Origin of the sequence: Nitrobacter sp. (assembly GCF_051535235.1) — a bacterium.
Classification (GTDB): Bacteria; Pseudomonadota; Alphaproteobacteria; order Rhizobiales; family Xanthobacteraceae; genus Nitrobacter.
In genome coordinates this window covers 22444-49089 of sequence record NZ_JBPPLZ010000010.1, presented here as the reverse complement: position 1 = coordinate 49089, position 26646 = coordinate 22444, and the positions used below count along the sequence as shown (strand labels likewise).

Here is a 26646-nt window from a genome sequence, read left to right as displayed (position 1 = left end):
GTTTCGCGACGCTACTCCCCGCCGCGGGACCGCTCCGGCTTCGTGGTCAGGCCTAGCTGGCTGATCCGTTCGCGCGTGAGCTGGTCCCGCGCGCCTTCCTCGATCAGCAGGTCAATGAACGCCCGCCGCTTCGATTCGTCCGTCGCCTCGGCCAGCAGATCCCGATAGCGCTTGTAGTCGTATCCCTTGTTCGGCTTGTCCATCTATGCGTCTCGCGGCCTTTCCGTCATTGCGGCTATTCTACGTGGAGGTTCGCAATCGCGCCACGTGTCATACATGGGGGTTCGGGTGGCCAGCGCCGTCAGTCGCAGGGATGTCTCCGGCCATCCTGTCCCCGATAGGAGGCGGCGCTCTGCTTGCAGCGCACGGCCGCCGGTCCGTCGTAATAGACGAAGGGCTGGTCAGGCGTGATCGCGGGCCCGTAGTTGTGAAGGTAGATATCGGTCTCGGTGGAGTGATGTCGGTCATAACCATGGTGATAATGGTGCCGGTGGTGATGAGACCGCGCCAGCGCGGGCACCGAGAGGGCCATCGATGCCGCCGCGGCCGCTGCGAGTATCCTGAACGTTATCATCGGGCCGATCTCCTGTGTTGCCGGATCGCGTGGCGGGTAGCCTTGCGTGTGAATTGATCCGGAACTGCGGTGGGTTCGTTCCATGTTCGGGCGGGCTCCGGCCGCTGTCAATGGCTGTTGTCAGCCTCCTTTTGATCGCCGGCGTCTTCAGGCGGGGACGCTTTTTGCGTGGGCCAGGCTGTCAAACGCGCTGCCGCTTTGGGGCGGTTGCCGGCAGGGGTATTGCCCGCTTTCTGGAGCATTGACGGATGCGCCAGAGCGCGGGACAAGGCTGCCGGATAATGATATTCGATCCTGCGTTCCGATCGGAAGTTCGTCCCATTTCGTGGCATTTTCCTGCGAGCGGGGGATTTCGAAGGATATCGGCAAGTTCATGATTCGAGTGTGGTTTGGAACAGGTGATCGCTCCGACAGACGTCGAGACGGGAAGCGACTTTCTAAAATCACAGTGACACCACAAGATCCCTCCGGAAAGGACTCCAGATGACGCTGCACACAGGACGGCATTTTCTCCAGATTCCAGGCCCCACCAACGTGCCGGACCGCGTGCTGCGCGCCATCGATATGCCTGTTCTGGATCATCGCGGCCCGGAATTCGCGGTGCTCGGCTTCGAGGTGCTGGCCGCAATCCAGCGGATTTTCCGCACCAAGCAGCCGGTCATCATCTATCCGTCTTCAGGCACCGGCGCCTGGGAAGCCGCGATCGTCAACACGCTGTCGCCGGGCGATAAAGTGCTGATGGCGGAGACCGGCCAGTTCGCGACCTTGTGGCTCGCGATGGCCGGGAAGTTCAAGCTCGATGTCGATGTGCTGCCGACCGACTGGCGCCGCGGCGCGCCTGTGGATCTGATCGAGGAGCGGCTCGAGGCGGACCGGGAGCACAAGATCAAGGCCGTCATGATCGTGCACAACGAAACCTCGACGAGCTGCGTGACCCATCCGCTCGAGGTCCGCAAGGTTCTCGATCGCGCCAAACATCCGGCGCTGCTGATGGTCGATACGATTTCCGGCCTCGGTTCGCTCGAATACGAACACGACGCCTGGGGCATCGACGTGTCGATCGCCGGTTCCCAAAAAGGCATGATGCTGCCGCCCGGTCTCGGTTTCAATGCGTTGTCGGAAAAATCGCTGGCGGCCTCGAAGGCGAATACGTCGACGCGGGCCTACTGGGACTGGCACGCCATGATCGCCAACAACAAGGAAGGCTCGTTTCCGTTCACGCCGGCCACCAATCTCCTTTACGGTTTGAAGGTTGCGATCGAGATGATGGAGGAGGAAGGGCTGGAGAACGTCTGGGCTCGCCACAAGCGTCTCGGCGCTGCGACCCGCGCTGCCGTGAAGGCCTGGGGGCTGGATCTCGTCTGTCAGGATCCGCACGCCTATTCGCCGGCTCTGACCGCCGTGATGGTTCCTGGCGGACACGATGCCGATGCCTTCCGCAAGGTCGTGCTCGACAATTTCGACATGTCGCTCGGCGCAGGCCTCAACAAGATCAAGGGCAAGGCGTTCCGCATCGGACATCTCGGTCATATGAACGATCTGACGCTGATGGGAGCGCTGGCCGGAATCGAGATGAGCCTCGACATCGCCAAGATGCCGCATCGCGCCGGCGGTGTCGCGGCCGCCATGGAGGTGATCAAGGGACGAGACGTTGCCGCAGCGCCCAAGGCCGCGGTCGCCTGAGTTCTGCAAGCGCCGGGACACCGATGAGCCTCACCGAGGCCTGCGAAAGCCGCCTTCAAGTCGGCGCAAGGGAAACACGGGGGCGCAGTTCCATCCGCCGCTTCGCGGCGCCAGTTCAGTCGGAAGGCATGGCAGCCGGCTGCTTGCGGGTCTTCGAAATCATGCCGGCGGCAACGCCGACGCCGATCACGTAGATCCAGCCCTCGACGTAATCGGAGAGGTGCGAATTGAACAGCGAGTCGAAGATATTCTGGCTCACCACGATGATCCCGAGCCAGGATATCCAGCGCGTTTCCGTGAACATCAGAAAATGCGTGATCCACATCGCATAGAGCAGAATCACTCCCAGCACGCCCCATTCGATCGCGAAATAGAGCGTCTGGTTGTGCGGGTTGGCGACGATCTGCTCATCGGTCACGGTCTTGCCAACGGCTTCGCGCTCGAAAAGAGTCTTTATCGAGCCCGTGCCGTGACCGATCAGCGGAGCATCGCTGATGAACTTGCGCGCGTGGGACCAGTATTCGAGCCGAAGACCAACGGAGGTCGTCTGGCTGTTACCCAGCGAGTATTCCTGCTGGATGCTGTCGATGCGCTGCCGCAGGTTGGGCGCAAGGAACCAGGTGAGCACCGCGACAGTGGCGATCGTCAGGTTGAGCGCGATCGCACGACGCCAACCGATATATCTCAAGGTTGAAATCAGCAGGAGGACCGGAAGCGAGACGAGGGATGTCCGTGACGAGGCGACAAACGCCATGTTGAGCAGGAATGCGAATGCGAGCGCGGCGAAGCCCAGCGCGGCATGGCGCCGTTGTTTTCGCCACATGACAACCGCAAGCGCGGCAGCGCCGAAGATGCACAGCACGAATTCGACGCCCTGCGTGATCCAGTTCTTGACGGGGACACCGAGGGGCCGATCCGCAGGCGGCAGCACCGTTTGCGGGTCGAGCCAGTTGAGCCAGGACAACGCAAGCAGCGCCGTACATGATGCGAGGAAACCAAGAAAGATCCTGATCCCGTTCTCCGAGCGTTCGAACTGGTAGATCAACAGCGGAATGGCCAGCAGCTTGGCCATCGTCGCTGCGGCATGAGTCCGGGCTCCCAAAGACGCATCGGCCCACGCCATTCCGGCGACCGCAAGGCAAAACAGGGCGACGGGCAGCCAACTGGAAGGGCGGCGAAGCTGCTTCCCGAACTGGGGGATATCAATCAGGGTCGCCAGGGTGATCAGCCAAAGCGCGGTAAAGACGCCCAGGATGGTGGTCGACCAGGGCAACGATATCGCCATCAACGTCGCGAACTGATCCGCCATCCGGGATCTGCGCGAAACGCTGGCCCAATTGCCCGTGAACCGGTTCACGCCCATCTCTTTTCCTGCCGCGGTATTGGCGTTCCTGATCTCGGTTGCGGCTCGGCCCGTATCATGCCGGCATCGAGGGGCGCGAGGAGGTTCGTCGCCGAGAAGCGCCGCGTCAGCGGTGCAGTGACGGGCGGCGCATCCCGCTACCTCGCGATGCGGTCAGTAGCATCAAATCAACTCAAGCGTGCGCCTGAAGTAGGCGATGGTTTCCTTCAACCCTTCATCGAGCGCAACTTTTGGCTCCCAGTCCAGCAAAGCTTTGGCTTTCGCAAGCTCGGGCCGCCGCTGTTTTGGATCATCCTCAGGCGACGGCTTGAAGACCAGTTGTGAACGTGAATCCGTGAACTTGATGATCTTCTCGGCGAGTTCGCGTATCGTGAATTCGGAACTGTTGCCCACGTTGATCGGACCGGTCACCGTTTCATCGGTCAGCATGAGCTTGGCGATAGCTTCGACGAGATCATCAACATAGCAGAATGAGCGGGTCTGCCTGCCGTCGCCGAACACGGTGATCGGATCACCTTTAAGCGCCTGAACGATAAAGGATGATACTACACGGCCGTCGCCGGGCTGCATCCGCGGGCCATAGGTGTTGAAGATGCGCGCGACCTTGATCGGCAATTGGTGTTGGCGCCAATAATCGAAAAACAGCGTTTCCGCGCAACGCTTGCCTTCGTCATAGCAGGATCGGATTCCGATCGGGTTGACGTTGCCCCAATATTCTTCCGGCTGCGGATGGACCAGCGGATCGCCATAGACCTCGCTGGTGGAAGCCTGAAAAATTCGGGCACCCAGCCGCTTGGCGAGCCCAAGCATGTTGATCGCGCCGTGAACGCTGGTCTTGGTGGTTTGCACGGGATCGCGTTGATAATGGATCGGGGAGGCCGGACAGGCGAGATTAAAAATCGCATCGACCTCGACATAGAGCGGAAACGTCACGTCATGACGCATCGCCTCGAAGAGGGGATTGGACAGCAGGTGGGCGATGTTGCGCCTGCTGCCGGTGAAGTAATTGTCTACGCAAATCACCTCGGCGCCTTCGGCCAACAGCTTCTCGCATAAATGAGAGCCGATGAAACCCGCGCCGCCGGTAACCAGAATCCTGTTGTTCGCGTAGGTTCGCTCAAGGGGCATTGTCGTTTCCAAAACCGTTGTATGGGCCGCCGTGGTGCGACGGATCGCGTTCTGTGGCAACGCCATGGCCGCTGATCGAGATTATTGGAACGGGCGTCCCGATCTTTCCGGCCGCAGCCGCAAGCGAGTCGATGTTTTTGTCACGAGTCGTCCTTGATTGCCATCGGTCTTGGCGCCGGTTCTGCCATTCTTCACAGCCGGACGTGAAATCGTCTGACCCATCAGAGCTATTATCCGGAATTGTTTGAGTTCAAAACTTCCGCCGCTTCAGCCACGCCCGAGCGCTCCAATGGGCAAAGCACCAGGCGGATTTGACCGGCGAAAGCTGTTCCACGTTGCGGTAGATGTGCCAGACCCAACCAGCGGAGCGCAGCGGGCGGCTGGAGACCGAGACGCCCCTGACGCGGTAGCGCGCCAGATCCTCGTTGAGGCCATGGGCGATGTGTCCTGCCTTGAGAATGCTCAGCCACAGGCAGAAATCGTCATAGGGCTCGGTCTTGATGGCGATATTGCCGGCGATGTCGCGGTCAACCAGCGCGGTCAGCGTCGCGATCGACGTGTTCTTCAAAAGCTGTTCGTAGGTGAGGAAGTTCGGCACCGGGATCAGCCGTCCCGTCATCGAGCCGTTTTCGTTGATGCGGCGGAAAGCCGTGAAACTCAGTGCCGCGCGGCGCTCCCGGGCAAAGGCGATCTGCCGCTCCAGCTTTGACGGCAGCCACAAGTCATCGCTGTCCAGAAAAGCAATGAATCGGCCGCCGGCCTGCTCGATCGCAGCCTGACGCGCCAATGCTGGCCCGCCGTTGCGGGGCTGGCGGATCAGTCTGATTCGTGGATCTTTCTGCGCAAAGCTGTCGATCACCGCCGCTGTATTGTCTTTCGAGCAGTCGTCCGCGATCAGAAGCTCCCAGTCGCCGAACGTCTGAGCCTGTACTGACTTGATCGTCTCGCCGATCAGGTTCTCGACATTCCACGACGGGGTGATGATCGAAACCATGGGCATCGGCCGAGTCCTTCAGGATACAGACTGCGGGTCGGCGACCGCCGCAAGCAGCGATGCCGCGAACGTGTCGAGCCGCTGCGGATCGTCGGTATAAAGATCGCCGGGAAACGATCGGCGCCACGCCGTCTCGAAATAGGGCGCGGCCATCGCCGGATCGAAGCCCCGCGAATCCAGCGCCTCGCGCAGCCGCTGCGGCACGTCTTTAAGGCGCTCGGCGGCAAAGACGAGCGGGCAGGAACGATAGAAGGCGTCGCCCATGACAACAACCGGCTTGCCGAGCAGTACTGCCTCCGCGCCGGATTTGCTATTGACGGATACCACGGCATCGGCTCGCGCCAGCACAGCATAATTATTGATCTGCGGCGGCAGCAGGATGAAATTGTCGAAGCGCCGGGCAAGCTCGAACAGCCGGTTGGCCGGAATCGCGCCGATCTGCGCCGGATGCTCCTTCACGACAAGGACATGAGTGTCCGGAATCGTGCGCAGGAGAAAATCGATGGTCGCGACCTGGTCGAGATATTCCGGCGAGCGCAGGGTTAGCGCCATGTCGGCCGGAACGTGAAGCGGGTAGTAGACGAACGAACCGTCCGGCATCGGGCGATAGATTTTTCGCAGCCGCGCGGCACCAAACGCCATGGCGGCATGCATGCGCGCATGCCGGAGGTTATGACCGAACTCCTGATGCTTGCCGAGCGCGAACTGGTCCCAAAGCTTTTCGACCAGACGGCGCGCGTTCCGCGCATTGGCAATCTTCCTGAAGGCCGCCGAATATTGATGTTGGTCTTTCAGGGGGATGACGATAGCGCGCTGGCGCAGCGTGTCATCGAGGTAGGCCCGCACATCGGCCGAAACCGCATCGGCCGGTACAGGCATCGTGTCGGGCGCGCCGAAGCTGTCAGGCGTGTAGTAAAGCCTGCCGCGGAAGAAGGACGGCTCGATGAACCAGTTGCGGACGCCACGCCTTCTTGCTGCGTAGAAGCATGCGATGACGGACAGAAATCCGCCGAGTTCCTGTACCGCTATCACGCGCTTTCCTTCGGCCGTCAACCGGTCGAGCACGGCTTCCATCGCATTGGTGTAGATCATGAACCGCCGCCGCAATACGGCGGTGTCGCGAATGCCGAACGTGACGCGTTCGTGACTGAACAGGAAGTTCGTTCCGTCCAGGCCGTAGCCGGCGACCCGCGCCGCAAAGGCGCGTTCGTCGTCGACAGGCGCGCCGCCCTGCAGGCCGCTGCGGTACATGTTGACGACAGGCACGCCTGCTTTCTCAGCCATCTCCGCGCTGCGGTCGTCGAACGCGAGCAGGTGCACGTCGCGTCCGGCGTTGCCCAGCCGCTGCGCCACAGGGATCCAGAATCGGGTCTGGTATGCCGCGAGCGCCGTGATCAGGATCGTTTCGGACGCGCAGATCATGCGGGCTCGCGGCGTTTTTCGATGGCGATGCTGGCGAGCGGCATGCCGGTGACCTTGCACCGCGCGCGCGTTGCGCAGAACAGCGAAGGGTCGCGCCCGTCGTGAATGGCGATCCGCTTGAGCAGGGCGGCGACGGAAGCGGGCGCGATCCGCTTGTCGCGCCGGGCCGGGCTGCTCAGGGTGCGCAGCTTCTCGGTCACGGCCGATCCCAACAGCAAGCTCGCGGTGCCCTTGGCGATTTGTCCCGGGCTCGGGTTCGGCCGCGTGCCCCGAAGCGCGCTGGAGAGCGAGACAAAGGGATCGCGCGAACGCTCGGCGCCGACCAGAATGTCGGCAATCCGCTCGGCGGCCGCCCCGTCGTTTCGATGAAAGAAAGCATCGACGTTGGCGGCATGAATACCGGCGAAATCGAACTTTGCGGTTTCCGCGTCGAGGTCATCGATTATGGCGAGCAGGTCGTCAAATGACAGCGCGGCGCGGCTTACGCGTGCGGGCAGCCGCGCATGTCCGGCCGTGGTCGGCGTGTTGAGATATTCGAGTTGGATCGGAAGCGTGGCGAGCAGAACCGCCTCGATCGCGGTGCCGCAATTGAGGTGAATGACAGCCGCGGCGTTTTGAATCATATCAAGCACGCTGCCGGTGCCGTCGATAATGACATTGGAATGCCGGCCGAGCGCGTCTCGGTAGACCTCCTCGCTCTCGAAAGGGTGGGGCCGCACCAGGATCGTGCGATCCGGTCGCGCGGCCGCAAGGCGGCCGACCTCGACGAGATAGTTGGCGAAGACGATCTTGAGATCGGCCAGGAAGCGGTCGAGGTAAGCGCCATCCCATCCGGCACGGACCATGGCCTCACGCTCGGCGCCCGGAGTGCTGGAAAAGCGGGAGTTCACCAGCGGGAAATTGGCGTTGACGAGGAGATAGCCGCGTCGTTTGCCGTCGAGCAGCGCCCGCCAGCGCGGGGCGGCGAAGTCGAAACGCGGGCATCCGGTGAGGTGAAGCTGTTCGGGCTTCATGGTTTCGTTGTCGTTGAACGCCTGGTGCAGCTTCCCGCCCCAAAAGAAGTATCCCGACAGGATATCCGCGTAACCGCTGTTGCGGATATGGGCGGCCATCGCCGGCGGCGAATTGCCGCCCTTTTCCGCCAGCACGCCGCCTTCGGTGTCGAGGACATAGAGCGCAAGACCTGCTTTGGCAAAACTCCGCATCAGGTCGAGATTGGCGGCGCGCGCGTAATTGGCCACCAGCGCATCCAGTCCGAGCCGCGGCACGTCGACGCCCTGTTCATACATCGGTACGATCACGACCGACGCGCCGCGCAACGCCAGTTGATAGGCAGCCAGAACGCTTCCGGCCAAGTCACGCTTGGGGTGATCCACCACCCATCCGATACGCACGATCTTCGGCTCCCCGGAATTCCGGTTCAGAGGCGCATGACGGCGCGTTCGATATCGCTCAAGGGTCCGGTGGTCCGGAAACGGGCGGGCGGTTCCGGATACATCCGCGGCGGCTGGATATAGGTGGCCGTGTAGAGCAGGCGGGTGCGATCGGACTGGATGCGGCTGCCCATATGCAGGCAGCGCGCCGTATTGACGATGAACGACGACAGCTTCGGCGCGATGATTTCCTTGACGGCGGACCGATCCACTTTGGTGAAAACCTTGTCGTCGGTCATGTGGCTCTTGATGGTGTTGCGGAACGGCTTCGACGACGGGGCCGGGATGAACGTCAGCGGGCCGTCCTTGGTGTCGCGCACGTCAGTCAGATAGATGAAAAGCTTGCAGACCCGTTTGTCGTCATGATCGAGGTGCCACAGTTGAGAATAGCTCAATGGCTTGTTCTCGCTGGGCAACGACTGCGTCAAAAGAACGTCCGACAATTGCGGAAGCTCGTGCATGAAGTCACCCAGGATCCGCAGGATGCCCGGCTGCAACGCATAGCGCACGAAGGGATGATCGGTTGCGAAGGCGCCGTCTACCAAATCCTCGTCAAGCAGGCTCACCCAAAATGACTTGTGACCGAGCTGCTGCTTGCCTTTGAGTTCGGCAAGCCGTCTGACCTTGTCGTCACCGACCGCGGCGACGGCTTGCGCGAGGCTACGATCGACGATCGATGTCACATCGACATACCCATCGTCGCGGAGCTTGCGGCTGGCTTCGCTCCATTCCGGTGCGACCGGAAGCGTATTGAGTATTTCGATCCGCTTGGCGCGGGCGCCCAGTTGCATGCCGGTCAGGGCTGTCTTCGTCACCCAGCCCAGATCGGTTCTGTTCACGTGCCAAAGCAGGCGACGAAACTGGCTGATTCTCGGTTTCCTGGTGGCTGGCGCGGCGGGTGCGCTGTTGGTCATGGTCATATCGGCTCCCAGCAATACAGAAACCCGTCATTGTTGATCGTCGGCGCAAACGGCATGCGTTCGCGCGCGATGATGCGAATCCTTTTTTCGCGTTCGAGCTGGTCGAGGATCGAGAACAGCTGCGTCTGGTAATCCACCGAACGGATGTAGACGAGACTGACGAGATCGCGGGGATGGGTCAGGTCGAGCAGCTCGGTCGTCGGCTCGATGTTGATGACGCGCTTTGGTTTGGCGGCGATGATATTTTCCACCACCTTCCGCACGTCGTACGGAATCTGTTCGATGCAGAAATAGGTGAAGGCGGTCTGGCCCGCGATGGCGGAAAGGTTAGGGTCGTCGGCTTTGGTCAGGTCGATTCGGTCCAGCGAAATCTTGTCAGACAGGCCGAAATGGTCGGCAATCTCGCGTCCGGTGGCGATGCCATTCGGAGCGATATCGAAGCCCTTGAAGGTAAGGTCAGGGTGGTGCAGGTGAAGCGAAAACAGATTGTACCCATAGCCGCAGCCCAGTTCCACGATCTGCCGCGCGTCGCCCGCGTGGCGCATGATCAATTGGCTCAACGCGGCGGTGCGATACCGGCAATAGCGCTGGCCGTCGATCCGCAAAATTTTGTTGTCGACCTTGCGCAGGCTTTCGGTCGAGTCGATCGGCGCGAGGAATTCAGCGAGATCAGTTGCGCTGAGCCAGTTCTTGCTGGCGAGTATTTTCTGCCAGGTCTGCTGGTTGTATTCCGTGTCCACGACATCGGCGGTGCGTTTCACCCGGACCACCATCAGGCGGTACAGGCTTTTTGCCAGGACGACGCTATAGGTGATCGCACGGTCCGCCAGCGATGCCGGAGAAATCGATTCCAACATGTCGTTCGCGCCGGTCGTATTCATTCCCTAGATCCAGTCAGCGTTCGGTGAGTTGCTTTTTGGGCGTCAGCCCCATCAAGCGGCCGATTGCGGGAAAAACGGCGCGATGCCTTTCGTCCAGGACGAGGAAATACTGCGCAACCCAGCTGGTAAGGCAGAACGTTGCTGCTACCAAAGCCAATTTTACCAGACTGTCAACCCGGATGTAACGGGCAGAAATCCACAGCAGAATACTGCCGATCATCAGGATCGCGGCCTGGGTTCCTATAGCTTTCAGGAAGCTTTCGGGCTTCAAATTCAGGGCGCGGCGTAGCGTTCCGATCTGCCACGGCAGCACCAGAAGGCTTCCGAAAACCTGGCCGAGAATGAATGCGCGCTCGGCAAAAACAGACACCGTTGCGGCGGAGAGACCTGCCCAGATCAGCAGTTGCATGCCCATCAGCAAGTTGAGCCGTGCCTGGATCTCGGTGCGTGTCAGGAATATGATGTTGCCGATCGCCAAGTATTGCGTACACATCGGAATCACAAAGCTGAGGCCCATCCAGAAGGCATAGGGTGCGAGAAGCGGACCGATCCACAGTTGCATGATCTCGGGCGAGAGGATTGCAGCCGCGGCGAACGGCGGCATCGTGAACATCGGCAGCATGATGAGACCGAGTTCTCCGAGACGCTGGAATGTCGTCGAACTGCCGCGCTCGTCCAGACGGCTGGCAACCGGCAGCAGGGCCGATGTGAGGAGGCTGACCACGATCTTGGATACGCGCGCCAGCCGGACCAGCGTATCGTAAATGCCAACGGCGGTCGGTCCAAACAGAAGTCCGACCAGGAAGGGCTGAATAGGCCCCGTGATGCCGCCGATCAGCTTGCCCTGCAGCAGCAGCAGGCAGCGATACGATAATTCCCGACGAATGGGCGCGGTCCATGCCCCGAATTTTGCGCGCTTCTTTATCAGCGCCGCGGTCGCGGCGACCAGTACCGCCAGCGCCCGCGCCACCAGAGTGGCGAGATAGATATAGGCGACGATTTCGAACGAGACGGCGGCCGTGGATGCCCAAACAGTCAGGCCCACATAGGCCAGCGTCGACGTGAACTCGGACAGGCGCAGAAGGTTATAGCGCTCGAACCCCTTGACCGTTCCTTCCCAGACCAGCGCCGGAACCAGCACGACATTCGCCAGCGCCGTATAATGCAAAATGTCGATGAAGCGATCGACATGGACGGCGTCGACCTTCATGATGACGGTGAGGTAAGGCGCGCCCAGCCAGATCGAAACGCTCAACGCTAGCGCCAGCAGGATCGATACGGCAGTCAGAAACGAAAGCTGGCGGCCGACGCGGTCCCAGTCGCGATGTTCCCTGGCGCGTGCCACCACCTGGGTCGCGACCTCCGACAGGCCGAAGTCCAGCACGGCCATCATGCCGGACGGCAGCAGCAGTCGCGTGATGACGATGAGGCCGAACTCCGTCACGCCCCAGGTCCGGATGATCACCGGGATAACGATCAGGCCAAGAATTGCGGCGGCGCCAAACGCGACGGTCGAAATGACCGTGTTCTGGATCAGTCGCTTGATCATGGAAATCGCGTCACCACGCGCTCAGGCCGCCGTCGACGACGATATTCTGTCCGGTGACATAGGATGCGGCATCGGACACGAGGAACAGCATCGCGCCGACCATTTCGTCCGCGCGCGCCATCCGCCCGAGCGGAACACGCGCACCATAGCGCTGCTTGAACGTATCGTTCTGCCCGCTCTCGATGCCGCCCGGGGTCAGAGTGTTGACGCGAACGCCCTGTGCGCCCCAATAGGTCGCAAGGTGCTTGGTCAGCCCGATCACGCCGGCCTTTGACGCGGTGTAGACGGCGGGCGTGTTGATCGCGCGTCCGAGATATTCCGAACCCTCATAAATGCGCTGGTCCGGCGCCATCAGGCCGTAGATCGACGCGGTCTGCACGATGCTGCCGTAGCCGCGTTCGGCCATAAGGGTTCCAAACACCTGGGCGACATTGAACATGCCGTCGAGATTGACGGCCATGATCTCGCGCCAGGTTTCCAGGGAGAATGACTCAACCGGTGCGAAGAATGCGTCGATGTCGCGGGTCTTGCTTGCGGCATTGTTGAGCAGGATTGAGACCGGACCAAGGTCGGCTTCGACCAGATCGGCCACGCGGCGAACGGACTCAGGTTGCGTGACGTCGCAGACATAACCCTTTGCCAGACTCGCATGGCGTGAGGATAGTTCGGACGCAGCCGCTTGCGTGGCCTGCTGGTCGAGATCGAGCAACGCCACTTTGGCGCCAAATTCGGCGAGGCCGTCGCTGAAGCGACGCCCTAGAATTCCGCATCCCCCTGTAATAACCGCGGTGCGGCCGCTGAGATCAAACAGGTCCCTGAATCCCGTCATGAACCTGTTCCCACCGACTGCCGCTTTTGCAGCAAAAGTTCCACCAATGCGTAGTCAAGTTCAGAATCGATATCGACGGAACGTTCTTGCGGCATCTCGAACAGTCGCGTGTCGGGATAGAACACCGATGGATTTTCCAGAAACGCGGCGACGCGCCAGACATAGATCGACGCATTCATATCGAAACAGGGCGGCGCATCCTGTCGCCGCACGATCGGCGGCTCTGCGATTTTCGACAGGCCGACAGTACCGTCAGGACGCGCTTCGACCAAGTTAAAGTAGGGCGAGCGATGCGCGGGCGCACCGGTGATGACGTTGCGGGCGCCCGATCTTCTCAGCAATGCAACCGCATCCGAAATGTCCGACGGCAACCGCAACGGCGAAGTCACGTCCAGATCGACAAAAACATCAGGCGTGGTTCCGGTGCGGGCAATGGCCTGTTCGAGACAGTGACGTATCGCTGGCAGCTTCGGCGCGACATCGGTCGCCATCTCGTCCGGCCGCTTGACGGTAATATCCGCGCCCGCCTTAAGAGCATGTTCCAGCAGTTGATCGGAATCGCTGCTGAAGGCGATCGCAGCAAACAGGCGTGTCGCTCGGGCCTGCTCGATGGTCCACGCCAATAGCGGTTTGCCGAGCAGATCGCGGCTATTTTTGCCTGCCACGCCCTTGGAGCCGCCGCGCGCGCAAATCGTGCAGATCAGGGACATGCCGATATCCAGCCCCGCGATTGCAAGGCGCGCTCGCTGGCCTCGATCAGGTTCATCACGGCGAGGCCCTCTCGCAGGGTGCAGATCGGGTCCCAGCCTTCGATCGCGGCAAGATGCATCGCCTTGTAGCTTCGATCGCGTTCATTCGCATAAGTGCTGCTTTCGCGATTGATGCTGAAGTGTCCGCCCATGAGATCGGCTTCGAGCGTCTCGTCCTCCAGATTGATTCGTATTTTGCGTATTCCCGGCCTGTCCAGATAATCCATGTGAACCTGCACGGCCTTGGACCTGTCCATCTCCAGAAGCAGGCTGATGTGATCGTCCACGTCGATTTCTCGGGTCCCGGACGCCCCCCCCAACGCGGCCACGCGGTGCCACGGGCCGAACAGCCATAGCAGATAATCCAGTTCATGGCTGAGGTCGCGCAGCACGCCCCCTCCGGCGTCCCTGGTCGCGGATGCAGTGGCGCGATGGTCCCGTCCCGGGCGCCAGTCACGGATGTCCTGGCCGACATAGGCTGAGACCGTGATCGCCTGCCGTCCTTGCATCCTGTCGGCAAGCGCCGTCATGACGGGATGAAAGCGCAGATTATAACCGACCGAGAGCCGGGCAAAGGGATAATCGATACGGGGTTCGACGCGCGCGAAAATCGGCTTCTCAACCAGGACCGATCCGCGGAAGCCGGCATCGGCAAGTTCCCGCAGAGAAGCTGCATGGGCAGCCGTCTCGGTCGCGATAACCGCATAGTCCGGATGCGCATGCGCAAATGCGCTTGCAATTGTCGTGTAATCACCGCCGCCACGACGACTCACGGTGAAAGTGCGGCAGCCCAGCTCCTGCAAGACGCGCGCATGCCGTTGCCCGATCGAGCCGAGACCGACGACCATTGCATCCGGCAGCGTCACGAGAAGACCTCGTTGAATTCCGCATGGGCCTGTTCGAAATCCTCCATCCGGCCAATATCAAGCCAGTATTCGCGGATCGGATAAACCGCGACGCGGCCCTTGTCGGCGACGATACGCTCCAGCACCGTTGGCATATCGACGGGCTCGCCGCGCTTGATGTGCTCGAATGCGGGACGTCCGACCACATAGATGCCAGCACTCACGAACCAGGATTCCGTCGGCTTTTCACGGATTGCCTGCAGATACCCTTCCGACTCCGTGATGACGCCGTAGGGCACATGCACCTTGTGTTCGCGCACCGTCATCGTAGCGTCGGCAGGCGTGCCATTGTGGAAATCGAGCAGCGCGCCGTAATTGATGGTCGTGAGGATGTCGCCATTCGTGACGATCACCGGCAGATCGGGAGGCCCCGGCAGCAGCCCCAGTGCACCCGCCGTTCCCAACCGCTCCGTCTCATGAATATACTGGATTGCGGCGCCGATCGCCGCGCCATCGCCGAAATGATCGAAGATCATCTCCGCCTTGTAGTTCACCGAGATGAAGATATTCTTGAATCCCTGCTGCACGACGTTGCGGATGATCGTTTCGAGCAGCGGCCGTCCTCCGACATTCAGCATCGGCTTCGGCCGGTCTCGCGTCAACGCGCCGAGCCGTTCACCAAGTCCGCCTGCCATGATGAGGACGGGATTGGGGTAAGCGGGAGCTTCGATCAACTCATCGAAGGTTTCGATCCCGACAAGCTGACCGGCATCATCGAGCAACGGAAGCTGCTTGACGACCTTTTGCCGCATCAAATGCAGCCGCTCTTCGCGCGGCAAGGTCGCGGATACGGCAACAGGATTTGAACTCATCAGATCGGTGGCAAGTCCGGAAAGGGCAATGCCGCGCAGCAGGCCTCGCCTGATGTCGCCATCGGTAACGACGCCAAGTAGCCGATTGGAGGCATCCACCACGAGAGCGATCTGAATGCTGCCGTTTTCGATCGCAGCAATGGCTTCGCCCACAGTCGCCTGCGTCCCGATGACGGCTTTGCGCCAGGATTTCATGGTTGTTTCGCCCCGTGTTCGCTACTCAGGCGCTCGACGGTTGAATCGGCTGTATCGCGGCTGCAAGACACGGCGTCAATCCCCGCCCGGGCAGACGCCGAGCCGGGATTCCAGCACCGCAATTCGGGCCTCGGCCCGTGCGAGCAAGGCCCGCAGGTTTCGCCCGAGTCGCTGACCGCGTAACGCATTTGGAATCACGGCCGCGCCCAATGACCCATCGGGTTGAACCGGCGCCCAAAGGGTCAGCCGGATGAAGGTGTCGCCGGACTTGACCAGGATCCCGCCGCTATCCCGGCCTACAACTTCGCCGGGAACCCCGGTATAGGGCTTCGTCCCATCGATCTTTTCGGCGGCAAGGATAGCGTAGGGAGAATCCTTCCAGCTCGTCCGCGCGCCGGGGCCCGGAACAACCAGCGCACGGACGAACCGTTCGATGCTGTTGGTGTCGGACGTCCAGTCGATCTCTTCATCACCCTCGCGGCGCCGGCAGCAGTACATGCCGACCGGATCGATCGTCATCTGTGCGATGCGCTTGTCCGTTTTTTGATAGATATCCGAAATGGCGCGGACCAGTGCGCTGGCGCAGAGTTCTTCGGCAGACGCCAGCAGGGTGGCGTAAGTGTCGGTGGGACGTATCGGTGCCTTGATCTGGAGTACGATGTCGCCCGTATCGATCCCGAGGTCCACCCAGTGTACGGTGACACCGAATTCTGCTTCGCCGTTGATGATCGCCCATGTCAGCGGATTGCGTCCGCGATAGAAGGGCAAGGCCCCGGCGTGGCAGTTCAACGTCCCCCGCGGGGGCAGGCTCAGGATCTTCTCACGAAGAATCTGGTCGTACGACATCGAGACATGGAGATCGGCGCCGAATTTGCCGATCGTCGCCACGCTGTCATTGGAATTGACGGAGGCTGGGCAAAGCACCGGGATGCCACGGGCTTGCGCGATCTCGATCAGTTTCTGATCCGGTTTCGAGGCGCGCACCGCGACGAAGACGATTGTGTAACGGGAATCCTCAAGCAGCGGCAGCAGAGCGCGTTCCGCCCATGGCCCATCCCCGAAAAAGCCGATCTTCATAGCGGCTCTTCCTCGGCATAGGGACGAGACGTTCGGGTCCCGACAAGCGACCAGTATTCGATCGGCGAGCGGCCCGAGCCTGGCCGCTTCGCGGTGATGTCGGCGGGGCCGATGATCTCACCCGCCTGGAGCGGTCGAGCCGCGACCACGCTCTTGCGCGCAACCGGTATATTCCGGACCTCGGAATCTTTCGGCGTTTTGATGCCGTCGCCGATCGCACCCTCGATGTTGCGGATGGCCGCTACCATGCGGGTGAAATCATCGGGCTCGAGCGAGGCCGCATGGTCCGGGCCTTCGGCATCGCGGTCAAGCGTGAGATGCTTCTCGATGATGTCGGCGCCGAGCGCGACGGCAGCCAGCGATATTTCAAAGCCGTCGGTGTGATCGGAATATCCCACCGGAAGGCCGAATGCGGCGCGCATCGCTGCCATCGCCGCGAGATTGACGTCAACGGACGGGCAGGGATACTCGGTCGTGCAGTGAAGCAGGCTGACTTTCCCGGCGAGATGTTGCCGCGCGCCGGGATCTCGCCATGCCGCGCGGAAAGCCGCGACCCCAGGTGCATCGCTGCTGCCGGAATAGCCGTGCGCCAGCACACCCAACGCTTCTTCGACCTCTCCGAGGGTCGCCATGCCGGTCGACAGGATCAGCGTCGCCCCAGCCTTGGCGACCGCATGGAGCAGCGGCGCATTGGTCAGGTCGCCTGAACCGATCTTGATGCGGGGCAGCTTCAGGGACAGCAGAAATTCAAGCGATTGATGATCGAACGGCGTCGAGAGGAACGCGATGCCGCGCGTCTTCGCGTGTGCGATTAACGTATGATGGGCCGGTTGCGGCAGTTCCAGCCGTTGCAACATCGTAAGCTGGCTTTCGGACGCGTCGGTCGTGCGCTGCTGATAATCGGCCTTGCGCGCGGAGCGTCCGGCCAGTGAACTGGCGTTGAAGGTCTGGAATTTGACGATGTCGGCCCCCGCATCCGCAGCCGCATCGACCAGCGCCAGCGCGGTTTCGAGGCTGCCCGAATGATTGACGCCTGCCTCGGCAATGATGAGCGTGCGATTCTTTGTCACTTGGCCGCTCCGCCTGAGGGAACGTCGTGGAAGCCCTTTTTGAGCAACGCGGGAAAGTTCGGAATGCTGGCGATGACATCGGCGACCCGGCGACTGGTTTCGCCGTCGCCATAGGGGTTGACGGTTGGCTGTCGCCCGCGCGCCAATGCCTGTGCAATGGCCGCGGCTATCGAATCGCGTTCGGGCGCGGCATGGAACACGGACGCGGCGCGTTGGCGTCCCTTCTGCCGGTCGCCGATGTCGACTGTCGGAACGTCGAGCGAGGGCGCTTCATAGATACCGCTCGACGAATTGCCGACGACGGCGTCAACCTGGTTCATCAGGCTGATGTAACGAAGTTGCCCAAGGGAGGAGACCGCGATGGAATGGGGTCTGCCGGACACGAAGGTCTTGACGCGTTGGTTCAGCGCGCGGCCCTCCGCGTCGGCATTGGCGAGCGTAAAGAAAAAACGAAACTCCGGGTCGAGGCCGGAAAGCGCGGCAAATAGCTCGTCGAGCGCGCCGACGGAGTGGTCGGTCTCCACCGTCACCGGATGGAACGTAATGAGGATGTTGCGCCGGCCGAGCGCCATCCCGACCTCGCGTCCGATGGTCTCGCGGTCCATCAGTTTCAGCCGCTTGATCGAATCGATACCGGGCGATCCAACCGTGAAGATGCGCGATGGATCTTCGCCGAGCTGCGCCAGCCGCCGCGCCGAGTCGCTGTTGGTCGTGAAATGCAGGTGGGACATCTTGCTGATAGCGTGACGAATGGATTCATCGATCGCGCCCTCGGTGACGTCGCCGCCGAACAGATGCGCCATCGGCAGCCGCAAGAACATCGCCGCCTGGGCGGCGGCCAATGTTTCATAGCGGTCACCGAGCACCACGACGAGATCAGGTTTCAGCCGCGCGAACGCATCGGCGAAGCCGATCACGCCGAGTCCCACGGATTTGGCGACGCCGACACCGGAATCGCTGCTCAGCAAGGTCTCCACGGTTTCATCGACATTGAAGCCTTCGTCCCGGATATTGGTGACGGTGTAGCCAAATTCGGGTGACAAGTGCATGCCGGTAGCTACGAGCTGCAATGTCAGCCCGGGCGTCGCCTGAATGGCTCGCATCGGCCAGATCAGCAGGCCGAAATCAGCGCGGCTGCCGGTGACGAAGCATACTTTGCGGGACACGTCATTCATCGCGAGCCTGAATGCTGGCGCTGCTGGGCAGGTTGATCAGCCGTCGTTCGATGGATTCAGCGACCCTGAGGTCGCCGCGCGGGCTGCCGGCGTACATCGGCAGCCGGTGCATCAGCGTCCAGACCGGACGCGCACCGAAGCCGGCATCATTGAGCGCGGTCAATAATTCATCGCGCGAGGAAGCATGCGCTTCATCGAGCAGTATCGCGTTCAGCCAATAATTGCTTGTGGTTCCCGCAGGCTCGCATGCGAATCTTACGCCGGGAACATCGGCGAAAACGCGGTCGTAGGCTGCTGCCAGCAGACGCTTGTTTTTCAGGAAGCCATCGAGCTGTTCGAGTTGCGCGCAGCCGAGCGCGGAATTCAAGTTCGGCAGCCGGTAATTGAAACCGATCTCATCGTGGACGAAAGCCCACTTGTGCGGCAGCTTGGCCGTGGTCGTGATATGCTTGGCGCGGTTGCCGATGTCCTCATCGTTTGTGAGGATCGCACCGCCGCCGCCGGTGGTCACGATCTTGTTGCCGTTGAAACTCAATGCGGCAAACCGCGCCCGCGAGCCCACGGCATGTCCCTTGTAAGTCGAGCCGAGGGATTCCGCGGCGTCTTCGACGACGGGAATTCCCCAGTCGCGCGCGACCGCGGCGATGCCGTCCATATCAACGGGATGGCCGAACGTGTGCATCGGAACGATGGCGGCTATCCGCCGGCCGGTCTCGCGATTGACTGTGCCGCCGGGCGTTTGCCGTGCGATCGCCTCGAGGCGCGTGCGCAGCGCCTGTGTATCCATGCCAAGCGTCACGAACGAACTGTCAACGAAATGTGGGCTGGCCCCGCAATAGGCGATCGCGTTGGTGGTTGCGATAAAGGTCAGCGCCGGCGATATGACCTCGTCGCCCGGTTCGACGCCGGCGAGCTTGAAGCACGTATGCAATGCGGCGGTGCCGTTGACCACCGCGATGGCGCGCTTGGCGCCGGTATAGGCTGCGAGCATGTCCTCGAAGCGGTCGACGAACTTTCCGACGGACGAAACAAAGGTGCTCCTGATGCATTCTTCGAGATAGACGAGTTCGTTTCCGCCAAACATCGGCTCATGCAAGCTAAGCACGCCGTCCGGTGTGCCAACCGCGCGCTGGACCGCAGCAACGATCGTTCGCACATCAAGGCGATCAGCTTTCGTTGCAGGAATACTCAACGTATCCTCATACATTGTAGATATCGGTCTTGTAGCGTGCGAGATTCGCCGGGTCCATAAACCATTGCGCGGTCTTTTCCAGTCCCCGGCGCAGGCCGTCGAGGCCGCCGAATTCTGGCGACCAGCCCAGTTGCTGGCGCGCCCTGGAATTATCGGCCCAAAGCCGCTCGACTTCACTGTTGGCGGGCCGCAGCCGCGCTTCGTCGGTCTCGATCTCGAGTTCGGTTCCCATCACGTCGGCGATCATTCTCGCGGTATCACCGACCGATATCTCGAAGCCGCTGCCGAGATTGATGGTCTGGCCGACCGTCTGCTCCGCAGGCGCCGTGAGGCCGGAGATCAGGCCGCGCGCGGTGTCAAGCGCGAACGAAAAGTCGCGCGTCGGGCTGACTGCGCCAAGGCGGATCTTGCGCTTGCCGGAGGCAAGCTGGCCGATGATGGTGGGAATGACGGCGCGCGCCGATTGCCGTGGTCCGTAGGTGTTGAACGGCCTGATGACGACGACCGGCATGTTGAAAGAGGCATGAAACGACAGTGCCATCTGATCCGCTGCGATCTTGGACGCGGAGTAGGGCGATTGCCCGGCCAGCGGGTGGCTTTCCCTGATCGGCACGAATTGCGCGGTGCCATAGACCTCGCTGGTCGATGTTTGCACAAAGCGGCGCACGCCGGCGTGGCGAGCCGCCTGCAATACATTCACCGTGCCGCGGACATTGGTCTCGACATAGGAGTCCGGCGCGACGTAGGAGAAGGGAATCGCTATCAGCGCGGCCAGATGCATGACATCGGTGCATCCCGCTGCCACTGCAATCATGAAATGCGGATCGCGGATGTCCCCGGCGACCACCTCCACCGACTTCATGACGTCAGCGGAAACGGTATCGAGCCAACCCCAGGAGTTGAACGAATTGTAATAGGCGACCGCCTTGACGTTTGCTCCCGACCTGACCAGTTCCTCGACCACGTGCGAGCCGATGAAACCGTCGCTGCCGGTGACGAGAACGCGGGCGCCCTTCAGATCATTCATGCCGGATCCCAAAAGGCGATCATCCAGTCTTTGGAAGGCGGTTGCGCTATGGCACACCGGCCGCCGGATGCAACGCCTCCTGCTTGAATGATTGAAAATTAGCGCGTTTGCAAGGCTTTATCCCGGATATCAACGGCTCGGCGAAGAGTGAAGCCGGGCTCGGTTCAGTGCGATGGAGCAGCCTTCTGAAACAAGTATTGTTTCACAAAAGCTTCAAGGTTGCCGCCGGAAAAGAGATGGCCGCTAATGCCGGCCGCCCGCGCGGCTTCCAGATCGTGCTCCTTGTCACCGATCAAAAGGCTGCGAGCGGTATCGACCGGAAAGCGGCTGAGCAGATCGAGGAGCATCCCGGGTGCGGGTTTGCGCCGCTCGCTGACGCGCCGGTATCGCTCGATCTTTCCATCGGGATGGTCAGGGCAATATTCGAATGCGTCGATATGCGCGCCGATGAGCGCCATCTCATCGGCCATCCAGCGATGCAGGGCATGCACGTGGCTTTCCTCATAGAAGCCCCGGGCCACGCCTGACTGGTTGGTGGCGACAAAAGCAAAATAGCCGGCGTCGTTGACTGCTTTTACGGCTTCCATCGCGCCATCGATCCATTGCAGAGTGCCGGGTTCGAAGGTGTAGCCCGCATCATGGTTGAGGACGCCGTCGCGGTCGAAAAACACTGCTGGCCGCCGCAGCCGCTCGTTCAGTTCGCGGTCGGCACGGGCGAGATCCTCGGGAATACCGATATCGATGAAGTAGCCACGATAGGCCGTTCCGCTCATCGTCCCCCGAGCGGCAAGTTCAGGAAAAACGTCCTGCTCAAGCGACGAGGGCAGGTGGCTGATCCCCGCGATGATCGACCGGTCGACCACATAGACCCCGGCGTTGACCGGTCCGGGCGCGCCATGTCCCGGTGCGATAAACGACCGGACCAGGTCGCCGTCGAGTACGACGCGGCCATAGCGGTCGCCGACGACATCGGCGCGCAGCGCCATATGGACGGCGCCGGATTTCGCGCGCGAAATCAGATCGAGGACATTGAAGTCAAAGAAGGAGTCGCCGTTGAGCAGCAGGAAGCGCTCCTGCAACCGATCTCCGGCATGAACGAGCGCGCCCGCAGTGCCAAGCGGCGCCTGCTCCAGCGAGACCGCAAGACGAGCGCGCCCGCGAACCGCTCCGTCGTATCTTTGTTGGATGCTCTCCGCCCTGTAGCCGGCCAGCAGCAGGATCTCATCGAATGCGTCATAGCGTGCGAGTTCATCGATCAGCATATCGAGAAATGGCCGCCCGCCGACTTCAAGCATCGGCTTGGGTACAGTCCTGGTGCGTTCGCCGAGCCGGGTGCCGAGACCGCCGACCAGGATGGCGGCTTGCCTTAGCACAGCGCTTCCTCGACGAAGCCGCGCAGCATGAGGCGCGCAACCAACGCGCCAGAGGGTGAAGGGGCTCCGTCGGGCGCCGTCATCCGGTCGTTTCCTATTGCCTGCGGTAGCTTGCGGAGATGCCTGGAGCCTTTTCCGTTCGGATCGAATCGGAGCGCGGCTCCAGTTTCTTGTTTTGACGCGTTTTCTTGGCGCGAACCGGTTTCAACTTCGCCGGAAAGCGCTTCAGTACTGATATCCGACATGTTCAGGTTGATCCCGGAACGGATCGATGCAGATACCCGCATTCGTGCTCAGCAGGTTTCGGCTACGGGCAAAATGCGGACGCCAGGGGATGTCCGAGGGAATCAATACGAACGTGACGACGTCGCGGTGGTCGCGCTGCGGTGACGTTGCCTTGTGGATGCAGGCCCCATTCTCGAACAGCAGCCGGGTTCCGGTGGGGCCCTCGAGAACGCGCGTGGTGCCGGTGTCGCCCAGGCGGTCGACAAATCGGTTGATGCGGCGCCGATCGAAGAAGCCTTCCTTGCGCAGGCCGTCGCTGAACGGTTTGTCCTTGACGCTGAGCGCGCCGGTCTCGGCGACGACGTCGTCCAGATACACCATCAGCTTGATTTCCTGCTTCGGGCAATTATCGAGATGCCACAGGAAGCTTGAGTCCGGCTTGTCCGGCGTCGGCAGGGTGCGATAGAAAGAGACCGCGAATATCTTGAAATGACTGCCGTAATAATTCTCGATAATGGCTTCCAGGTCGTCATCGATGAAATCGATGACTTCGGGGATCAGTTCGATCCCGTCGATCATCCGGAACATGCCGTAGTTGACGACGTATCCGTTGTTCTGCTCCTCGAAGCGGCGATCAACCGCTTGCTTGATGGCCAACAACTTCTCGGCCGTCATCCGCGTCGGAGGCGGGATCGCGGCGAAGCCGTCGGCCTTGAAACGGTCGGCTGCGGCGAGTTGATCGGCGGTCGGCTTGATGCGGGGCTTCCAGTTGCGGCGCGCCGTGCCCTCATAGGCCGCATACTTCATGTTCACTTTGAGGGAATGATTGTTGCCAAACAATGCAACTCGAGTCCGCATACGTGCCTGCGACGCGATCTTGCGCAGCGATTGCATTTTCGGATCTCCGGTTCCGACTACTGGGGCTGGCGTTTGGTCAGACGGAAGACGACGGAGGAAGTGTAGCTTCCCGCGCTTTCGAAATCTTCCTTCCAGAACACGTGCCCGACACTGGCGCCAAACATTGCAAGCAGGTCGTCAGGACCATTGCTCAGATTGTTCTTTCCAAAGCGATTGCCTGCGCCGGCCGCAAGATGCTCGTATGCGAAAACGATCAGCGCATTGTCTTTGGCGACGCGGATGGTCTCCGCAACGGCTCTCGGGATGTCGTCGCTGTAGGTGATGACGAACGCGCTGTAGACGGCATCGAAGGAGGCGTCCGCAAACTTCAGTTCATGCATATCCATCAACCGCACGGCCGGCGAATACGAGAACAGGTCGATGGCGGTAAGCTTCTTCGGATCGAAGCCGTACGACGACAGCAGCAGCAGCTCGGCTTCGTTGCGCGGGCCGACCACCAGCGTGTTCAGCGCGTGGAGCTTGAGTCCGCGAATCGAACGAAGGATAGCGATGACGCGCTCCGTTCGGCCCCTGTTGATGATGTTGATGTTGCCGAGGTTGTAAGGCAGCACCTGTTCGGCGACAAAGCTGCTCTCCACGCCACCCCCCTTGACCAACTGGCGCAGGTGATGACCTGTAAGACGCCAGTACAGCCGGCGCGAATGGAACCGCAATGCGAATATCGGCGGCAGGAGAAGGAAATAATTCCAAACCGAGAGCAGCACCGGGGATCTCGGAATCAGCGATCGGCCGACGAAATCCCTGAACCTCCTCGTGGGCGCAGGCACCTCGACCGCACCATCGGCCCTGTCCATTGACGTACCCATGCTGGCTTGGCCCTGCCCCCAAATTCTTCCGTCTCTTAACGGCATTTGGGCCGATCCGCAAGGATTGGAGACTGATACCCGGTTCCGATCCACTGTACTCCCGCTGCACAAAATCCAAGGGTTGTATCCGCATCCGGTCGGTCGAACTTGCGGCTGCGAAAGCGGAAAAAGAACCTGAAGCGCGCGCCGCTACCAGTTATGGTCCTTCCATCAAAACGTTTCCCGATTCGTGGGCAGACATGACCAGCCGCCTGATCAATCTATTTGAGATCGTCCTCTCCCTGGCGCTCTTGTACGGTATAAATCTGTACTTTTCGGCAAATGAAAACATCAACAATCCGGTGGTTCCCGTAGCGTGGCCCGTGACCAAGGATGCGTTCCTTGTGCTCGTTTTCGGCCTCTTCTTTTTTAGGCTGCGTGGACATCTTCGCAGGTTATCGCTGCCCTTAATTTTGGTTGTCGCCTTTTCCGTCACCTGCGCGGCTCTGAGCATTTTGTTTTTTGGCTATTCGAGAGAATCCCTGTCGTTCAGCAAGAACATCCTGCTTTATTTTGCGGGCGGCGCAGTTATCGGAACACTGATTGCCGGTGCATGCTCCCCGTCAGAGATTGGTCTGCGCATGTCCCGCGCGGTCTTGTTATCTGTTCTGGTGGGTTTTGCCTGCTTGTTGCTGCCGGTGCAATCGACCGACGGTCGGCTTTACGGAACCTACGGCAACCCCAGTTCCTTCGGCTTCGCCGTGTTTCTTGCCTTCGCCCTGAGCGCCGCATTTCGTCCCGCTCTTGAATCGGTCTTCTTCGCAGTGCTGCTTGGGCTTATGTTTGTCGTCACCGGCTCCATGTCGATCCTCCTTGCGGCGGGAGCCTTCATCGTCATCTTCTCGGTGCTTGAAATATTCAGTAAACGGGAGATAAAGCTGCAGGTCGTGCACCTTGTTGTCATCATCCTCTCCACAGCTCTCATCGGAAAACTGCTGAGCTATTCGAAGGGACCCGATCTCGGCTATGAACGACTGGTGGAGATTGCCAACGCCGTTTTTAATTCCGATGTTTTCACCTCCGATTCCGTAACGATAAGGCTGAAAGCGTTCGTTCTCCCTGTCGAGGGCACTTACCAGCGATATGACAGTTTTTTTCTTGGCCTCTACAAGAACTTCGGATGGGCACCCTTGCTGGTGTATTTCGTCCTGATTGTCTCTCTCGTTGCAGAGTACGCGCGCTCGGCGCAAACAAAGCAGCAGAATGCGGTTGCAGCCTGCATTTTCTGCATCTTTATCATCAACCCGTTACTGCAACATCAGCTCGAGATATTTCCGACGAATCTGCTCTTTGGCTTGTTTCTAGGCTGCGCCATTTGCTGGCTTGGTCTCGATCAGAAGGAGCAAGTTGCCTACACGGTGGCGAATGAATCTCCGACGCCATCGAACGGTCCGGCTTGACCTTGTCAGCAGAAGTCAGGACTTCGCATTTTACGGCGGAGTGGAGAGGTCCGCGCTACCAGACGCTCCGTCCGCCGTCCATGACGAGATTCTGTCCCGTCATGTAACTCGATGCGTCCGAGCAGAGGAACTGAACGGCGGAGCGATATTCGTCGACCTTCGCCATCCGGCCCATTGGGATCAGGCGAGTCAGTCTTTCGACGAAAGCCGGATCCTGGTTGTTGAAAACGCCGCCCGGCGAGATCGCATTGACGCGCACACCGCGATCGGCCCAATAGGTCGCGAGATATTTTGTCAGCCCGATCAGGCCGTGCTTGATCACCGAATAGGTCACGGGTTTGACAGGCTGCTCCTCATCGCGGCCGACGCCGGGCTGCCGGTATATTCTCTGGTCGGGCGCGATCACGCCGAGATCGGAGGCGATGTTCAGGATCACGCCGCGTCCGCGCTGGGCCATTGGAGTGCCGAAGACCTGAGCGCACAACATCGCGCCGGTGAGGCCGACCGCAATCTCCGTCTGCCATTGCGCAACCGGAAAGGCCTCGAAGCGTGACGAGTGCATGACACCCGGCGTCGACATCACCTTGGGATCGATCGCGGCATTATTGACGAGAATATCGATCTCCACGCCGCGGCTCGACAGATCGATCGCTGCAGCTTGGATCGACTCCTGGGACGTGACATCGAGTGCGAAGGGAACGAGGTCGGCTTTTGGCGCGATTTCCCTGATGGTCGCGATCGCCGTCTCGCATGGCGCAAGCCCGATATCGGTAACCACGACGCGCGCGCCGGCCTCGACCAGGGCCGTCGTGTGCTGCCTTCCGAGCAGGCCGCCGGCGCCGGTGACCAGTGCGGTGCGGCCGGACAGGTCGTAGCGAGCGGAAGGGGCTGTCATGGAATATTCCTT

The 26646-nt window shown here is 60.8% G+C and carries 26 protein-coding genes; 2 read left to right on the top strand and 24 right to left on the bottom strand.

Annotated elements, in window-relative coordinates; all coding sequences use genetic code 11:
• Window positions 1–11: 11 nt before the first annotated feature.
• Entirely contained in the window at window positions 12–203 is a 192-nt protein-coding gene (locus ACS3WA_RS13180) for a hypothetical protein (RefSeq protein WP_438278973.1), read from the bottom strand.
• 98 nt (window positions 204–301) lie between these two features.
• Window positions 302–574 carry a hypothetical protein gene (locus ACS3WA_RS13175; RefSeq protein ID WP_438278972.1) on the bottom strand — a complete coding sequence of 91 codons (273 nt, stop codon included), beginning with the start codon at window positions 572–574 and terminating at the stop codon, window positions 302–304.
• 483 nt (window positions 575–1057) lie between these two features.
• Here ACS3WA_RS13175 and ACS3WA_RS13170 point away from each other — a divergent pair, with 483 nt between their 5' ends.
• The gene (locus ACS3WA_RS13170) at window positions 1058–2257 is read left to right on the top strand and encodes a pyridoxal-phosphate-dependent aminotransferase family protein (protein WP_438278971.1); all 1200 of its coding nucleotides are present in this window, start codon (window positions 1058–1060) and stop codon (window positions 2255–2257) included.
• Window positions 2258–2372: 115 nt separating this feature from the next.
• Here the strand turns inward: ACS3WA_RS13170 and ACS3WA_RS13165 are convergent, their stop codons facing one another.
• From ACS3WA_RS13165 to ACS3WA_RS13065, 21 genes are all read right to left on the bottom strand, one after another.
• Window positions 2373–3566 (bottom strand): O-antigen ligase family protein, encoded by a 1194-nt coding sequence (locus ACS3WA_RS13165; protein WP_438278970.1) that lies wholly within the window; start codon window positions 3564–3566, stop codon window positions 2373–2375.
• Window positions 3567–3782: 216 nt separating this feature from the next.
• On the bottom strand, window positions 3783–4748 hold the full coding sequence (locus ACS3WA_RS13160; protein ID WP_438278969.1) for a UDP-glucuronic acid decarboxylase family protein: 966 nt from the start codon (window positions 4746–4748) through the stop codon (window positions 3783–3785).
• Window positions 4749–4998: 250 nt separating this feature from the next.
• Entirely contained in the window at window positions 4999–5748 is a 750-nt protein-coding gene (locus tag ACS3WA_RS13155; RefSeq protein ID WP_438278968.1) for a glycosyltransferase family 2 protein, read from the bottom strand.
• Window positions 5749–5760: 12 nt separating this feature from the next.
• Window positions 5761–7164, bottom strand: a complete 1404-nt coding sequence (locus ACS3WA_RS13150; RefSeq protein WP_438278967.1) for a capsular polysaccharide export protein, LipB/KpsS family — start codon at window positions 7162–7164, stop codon at window positions 5761–5763.
• Entirely contained in the window at window positions 7161–8558 is a 1398-nt protein-coding gene (locus ACS3WA_RS13145; RefSeq protein WP_438278966.1) for a surface carbohydrate biosynthesis protein, read from the bottom strand. Before ACS3WA_RS13145 ends, ACS3WA_RS13150 begins: the two co-directional genes overlap by 4 nt.
• Window positions 8559–8584: 26 nt before the next feature.
• Window positions 8585–9412 carry a hypothetical protein gene (locus ACS3WA_RS13140; protein ID WP_438278965.1) on the bottom strand — a complete coding sequence of 276 codons (828 nt, stop codon included), beginning with the start codon at window positions 9410–9412 and terminating at the stop codon, window positions 8585–8587.
• A gap of 101 nt (window positions 9413–9513) precedes the next feature.
• Window positions 9514–10398, bottom strand: a complete 885-nt coding sequence (locus tag ACS3WA_RS13135) for a class I SAM-dependent methyltransferase (protein WP_438278964.1) — start codon at window positions 10396–10398, stop codon at window positions 9514–9516.
• A gap of 13 nt (window positions 10399–10411) precedes the next feature.
• Entirely contained in the window at window positions 10412–11947 is a 1536-nt protein-coding gene (locus ACS3WA_RS13130; RefSeq protein ID WP_438278963.1) for a lipopolysaccharide biosynthesis protein, read from the bottom strand.
• A 10-nt stretch (window positions 11948–11957) separates the two neighbouring features.
• Window positions 11958–12776, bottom strand: a complete 819-nt coding sequence (locus ACS3WA_RS13125; protein ID WP_438278962.1) for an SDR family oxidoreductase — start codon at window positions 12774–12776, stop codon at window positions 11958–11960.
• Window positions 12773–13486: an acylneuraminate cytidylyltransferase family protein gene (locus ACS3WA_RS13120; RefSeq protein ID WP_438278961.1), complete on the bottom strand. Its 714-nt coding sequence runs from the start codon at window positions 13484–13486 to the stop codon at window positions 12773–12775. The genes ACS3WA_RS13125 and ACS3WA_RS13120 overlap by 4 nt, the downstream gene beginning before the upstream one ends.
• Complete coding sequence (locus ACS3WA_RS13115) at window positions 13477–14391, bottom strand: Gfo/Idh/MocA family protein (RefSeq protein WP_438278960.1); 915 nt, start codon at window positions 14389–14391, stop codon at window positions 13477–13479. Before ACS3WA_RS13115 ends, ACS3WA_RS13120 begins: the two co-directional genes overlap by 10 nt.
• Window positions 14388–15437, bottom strand: a complete 1050-nt coding sequence (locus ACS3WA_RS13110; protein ID WP_438278959.1) for a nucleotidyltransferase family protein — start codon at window positions 15435–15437, stop codon at window positions 14388–14390. Before ACS3WA_RS13110 ends, ACS3WA_RS13115 begins: the two co-directional genes overlap by 4 nt.
• Before the next feature lie 75 nt (window positions 15438–15512).
• Complete coding sequence (locus ACS3WA_RS13105) at window positions 15513–16514, bottom strand: methionyl-tRNA formyltransferase (protein WP_438278958.1); 1002 nt, start codon at window positions 16512–16514, stop codon at window positions 15513–15515.
• A complete protein-coding gene (neuB, locus tag ACS3WA_RS13100; RefSeq protein WP_438278957.1) occupies window positions 16511–17584 on the bottom strand; it encodes an N-acetylneuraminate synthase in 1074 nt (357 codons plus the stop codon). Before neuB ends, ACS3WA_RS13105 begins: the two co-directional genes overlap by 4 nt.
• Window positions 17581–18759, bottom strand: a complete 1179-nt coding sequence (neuC, locus tag ACS3WA_RS13095; protein WP_438278956.1) for a UDP-N-acetylglucosamine 2-epimerase — start codon at window positions 18757–18759, stop codon at window positions 17581–17583. The genes neuB and neuC overlap by 4 nt, the downstream gene beginning before the upstream one ends.
• The gene (locus ACS3WA_RS13090; RefSeq protein WP_438278955.1) at window positions 18752–19966 is read right to left on the bottom strand and encodes a LegC family aminotransferase; all 1215 of its coding nucleotides are present in this window, start codon (window positions 19964–19966) and stop codon (window positions 18752–18754) included. The genes neuC and ACS3WA_RS13090 overlap by 8 nt, the downstream gene beginning before the upstream one ends.
• On the bottom strand, window positions 19959–20978 hold the full coding sequence (locus ACS3WA_RS13085; RefSeq protein WP_438278954.1) for an NAD-dependent 4,6-dehydratase LegB: 1020 nt from the start codon (window positions 20976–20978) through the stop codon (window positions 19959–19961). Before ACS3WA_RS13085 ends, ACS3WA_RS13090 begins: the two co-directional genes overlap by 8 nt.
• Window positions 20979–21142: 164 nt before the next feature.
• A complete protein-coding gene (locus ACS3WA_RS13080; RefSeq protein WP_438278953.1) occupies window positions 21143–22351 on the bottom strand; it encodes an HAD-IIIA family hydrolase in 1209 nt (402 codons plus the stop codon).
• A complete protein-coding gene (locus ACS3WA_RS13075; RefSeq protein ID WP_438278952.1) occupies window positions 22345–22596 on the bottom strand; it encodes a hypothetical protein in 252 nt (83 codons plus the stop codon). Before ACS3WA_RS13075 ends, ACS3WA_RS13080 begins: the two co-directional genes overlap by 7 nt.
• Window positions 22577–23389: a hypothetical protein gene (locus tag ACS3WA_RS13070; protein ID WP_438278951.1), complete on the bottom strand. Its 813-nt coding sequence runs from the start codon at window positions 23387–23389 to the stop codon at window positions 22577–22579. Before ACS3WA_RS13070 ends, ACS3WA_RS13075 begins: the two co-directional genes overlap by 20 nt.
• A 101-nt stretch (window positions 23390–23490) precedes the next feature.
• Window positions 23491–24393, bottom strand: a complete 903-nt coding sequence (locus ACS3WA_RS13065) for a methyltransferase domain-containing protein (protein WP_438278950.1) — start codon at window positions 24391–24393, stop codon at window positions 23491–23493.
• Window positions 24394–24539: 146 nt separating this feature from the next.
• Between ACS3WA_RS13065 and ACS3WA_RS13060 the strand changes: the two genes are divergently transcribed.
• Window positions 24540–25739: a hypothetical protein gene (locus tag ACS3WA_RS13060; RefSeq protein WP_438278949.1), complete on the top strand. Its 1200-nt coding sequence runs from the start codon at window positions 24540–24542 to the stop codon at window positions 25737–25739.
• Window positions 25740–25794: 55 nt separating this feature from the next.
• Here ACS3WA_RS13060 and ACS3WA_RS13055 read toward each other — a convergent pair whose 3' ends face one another.
• Window positions 25795–26634 carry an SDR family oxidoreductase gene (locus ACS3WA_RS13055; RefSeq protein ID WP_438278948.1) on the bottom strand — a complete coding sequence of 280 codons (840 nt, stop codon included), beginning with the start codon at window positions 26632–26634 and terminating at the stop codon, window positions 25795–25797.
• Window positions 26635–26646 lie beyond the last annotated feature (12 nt).

Bases quoted from the DNA above. Each gene is read 5' to 3' on its own strand.
- ACS3WA_RS13180 (WP_438278973.1), bottom strand. From the start codon at position 203: ATGGACAAGCCGAACAAGGGATACGACTACAAGCGCTATCGGGATCTG.
- ACS3WA_RS13175 (WP_438278972.1), bottom strand. From the start codon at position 574: ATGATAACGTTCAGGATACTCGCAGCGGCCGCGGCGGCATCGATGGCC.
- ACS3WA_RS13170 (WP_438278971.1), top strand. From the start codon at position 1,058: ATGACGCTGCACACAGGACGGCATTTTCTCCAGATTCCAGGCCCCACC.
- ACS3WA_RS13165 (WP_438278970.1), bottom strand. From the start codon at position 3,566: ATGGCGGATCAGTTCGCGACGTTGATGGCGATATCGTTGCCCTGGTCG.
- ACS3WA_RS13160 (WP_438278969.1), bottom strand. From the start codon at position 4,748: ATGCCCCTTGAGCGAACCTACGCGAACAACAGGATTCTGGTTACCGGC.
- ACS3WA_RS13155 (WP_438278968.1), bottom strand. From the start codon at position 5,748: ATGCCCATGGTTTCGATCATCACCCCGTCGTGGAATGTCGAGAACCTG.
- ACS3WA_RS13150 (WP_438278967.1), bottom strand. From the start codon at position 7,164: ATGATCTGCGCGTCCGAAACGATCCTGATCACGGCGCTCGCGGCATAC.
- ACS3WA_RS13135 (WP_438278964.1), bottom strand. From the start codon at position 10,398: ATGAATACGACCGGCGCGAACGACATGTTGGAATCGATTTCTCCGGCA.
- ACS3WA_RS13130 (WP_438278963.1), bottom strand. From the start codon at position 11,947: ATGATCAAGCGACTGATCCAGAACACGGTCATTTCGACCGTCGCGTTT.
- ACS3WA_RS13125 (WP_438278962.1), bottom strand. From the start codon at position 12,776: ATGACGGGATTCAGGGACCTGTTTGATCTCAGCGGCCGCACCGCGGTT.
- ACS3WA_RS13120 (WP_438278961.1), bottom strand. From the start codon at position 13,486: ATGTCCCTGATCTGCACGATTTGCGCGCGCGGCGGCTCCAAGGGCGTG.
- ACS3WA_RS13110 (WP_438278959.1), bottom strand. From the start codon at position 15,437: ATGAAATCCTGGCGCAAAGCCGTCATCGGGACGCAGGCGACTGTGGGC.
- ACS3WA_RS13105 (WP_438278958.1), bottom strand. From the start codon at position 16,514: ATGAAGATCGGCTTTTTCGGGGATGGGCCATGGGCGGAACGCGCTCTG.
- neuC (WP_438278956.1), bottom strand. From the start codon at position 18,759: ATGAATGACGTGTCCCGCAAAGTATGCTTCGTCACCGGCAGCCGCGCT.
- ACS3WA_RS13090 (WP_438278955.1), bottom strand. From the start codon at position 19,966: ATGTATGAGGATACGTTGAGTATTCCTGCAACGAAAGCTGATCGCCTT.
- ACS3WA_RS13085 (WP_438278954.1), bottom strand. From the start codon at position 20,978: ATGAATGATCTGAAGGGCGCCCGCGTTCTCGTCACCGGCAGCGACGGT.
- ACS3WA_RS13075 (WP_438278952.1), bottom strand. From the start codon at position 22,596: ATGTCGGATATCAGTACTGAAGCGCTTTCCGGCGAAGTTGAAACCGGT.
- ACS3WA_RS13060 (WP_438278949.1), top strand. From the start codon at position 24,540: ATGACCAGCCGCCTGATCAATCTATTTGAGATCGTCCTCTCCCTGGCG.
- ACS3WA_RS13055 (WP_438278948.1), bottom strand. From the start codon at position 26,634: ATGACAGCCCCTTCCGCTCGCTACGACCTGTCCGGCCGCACCGCACTG.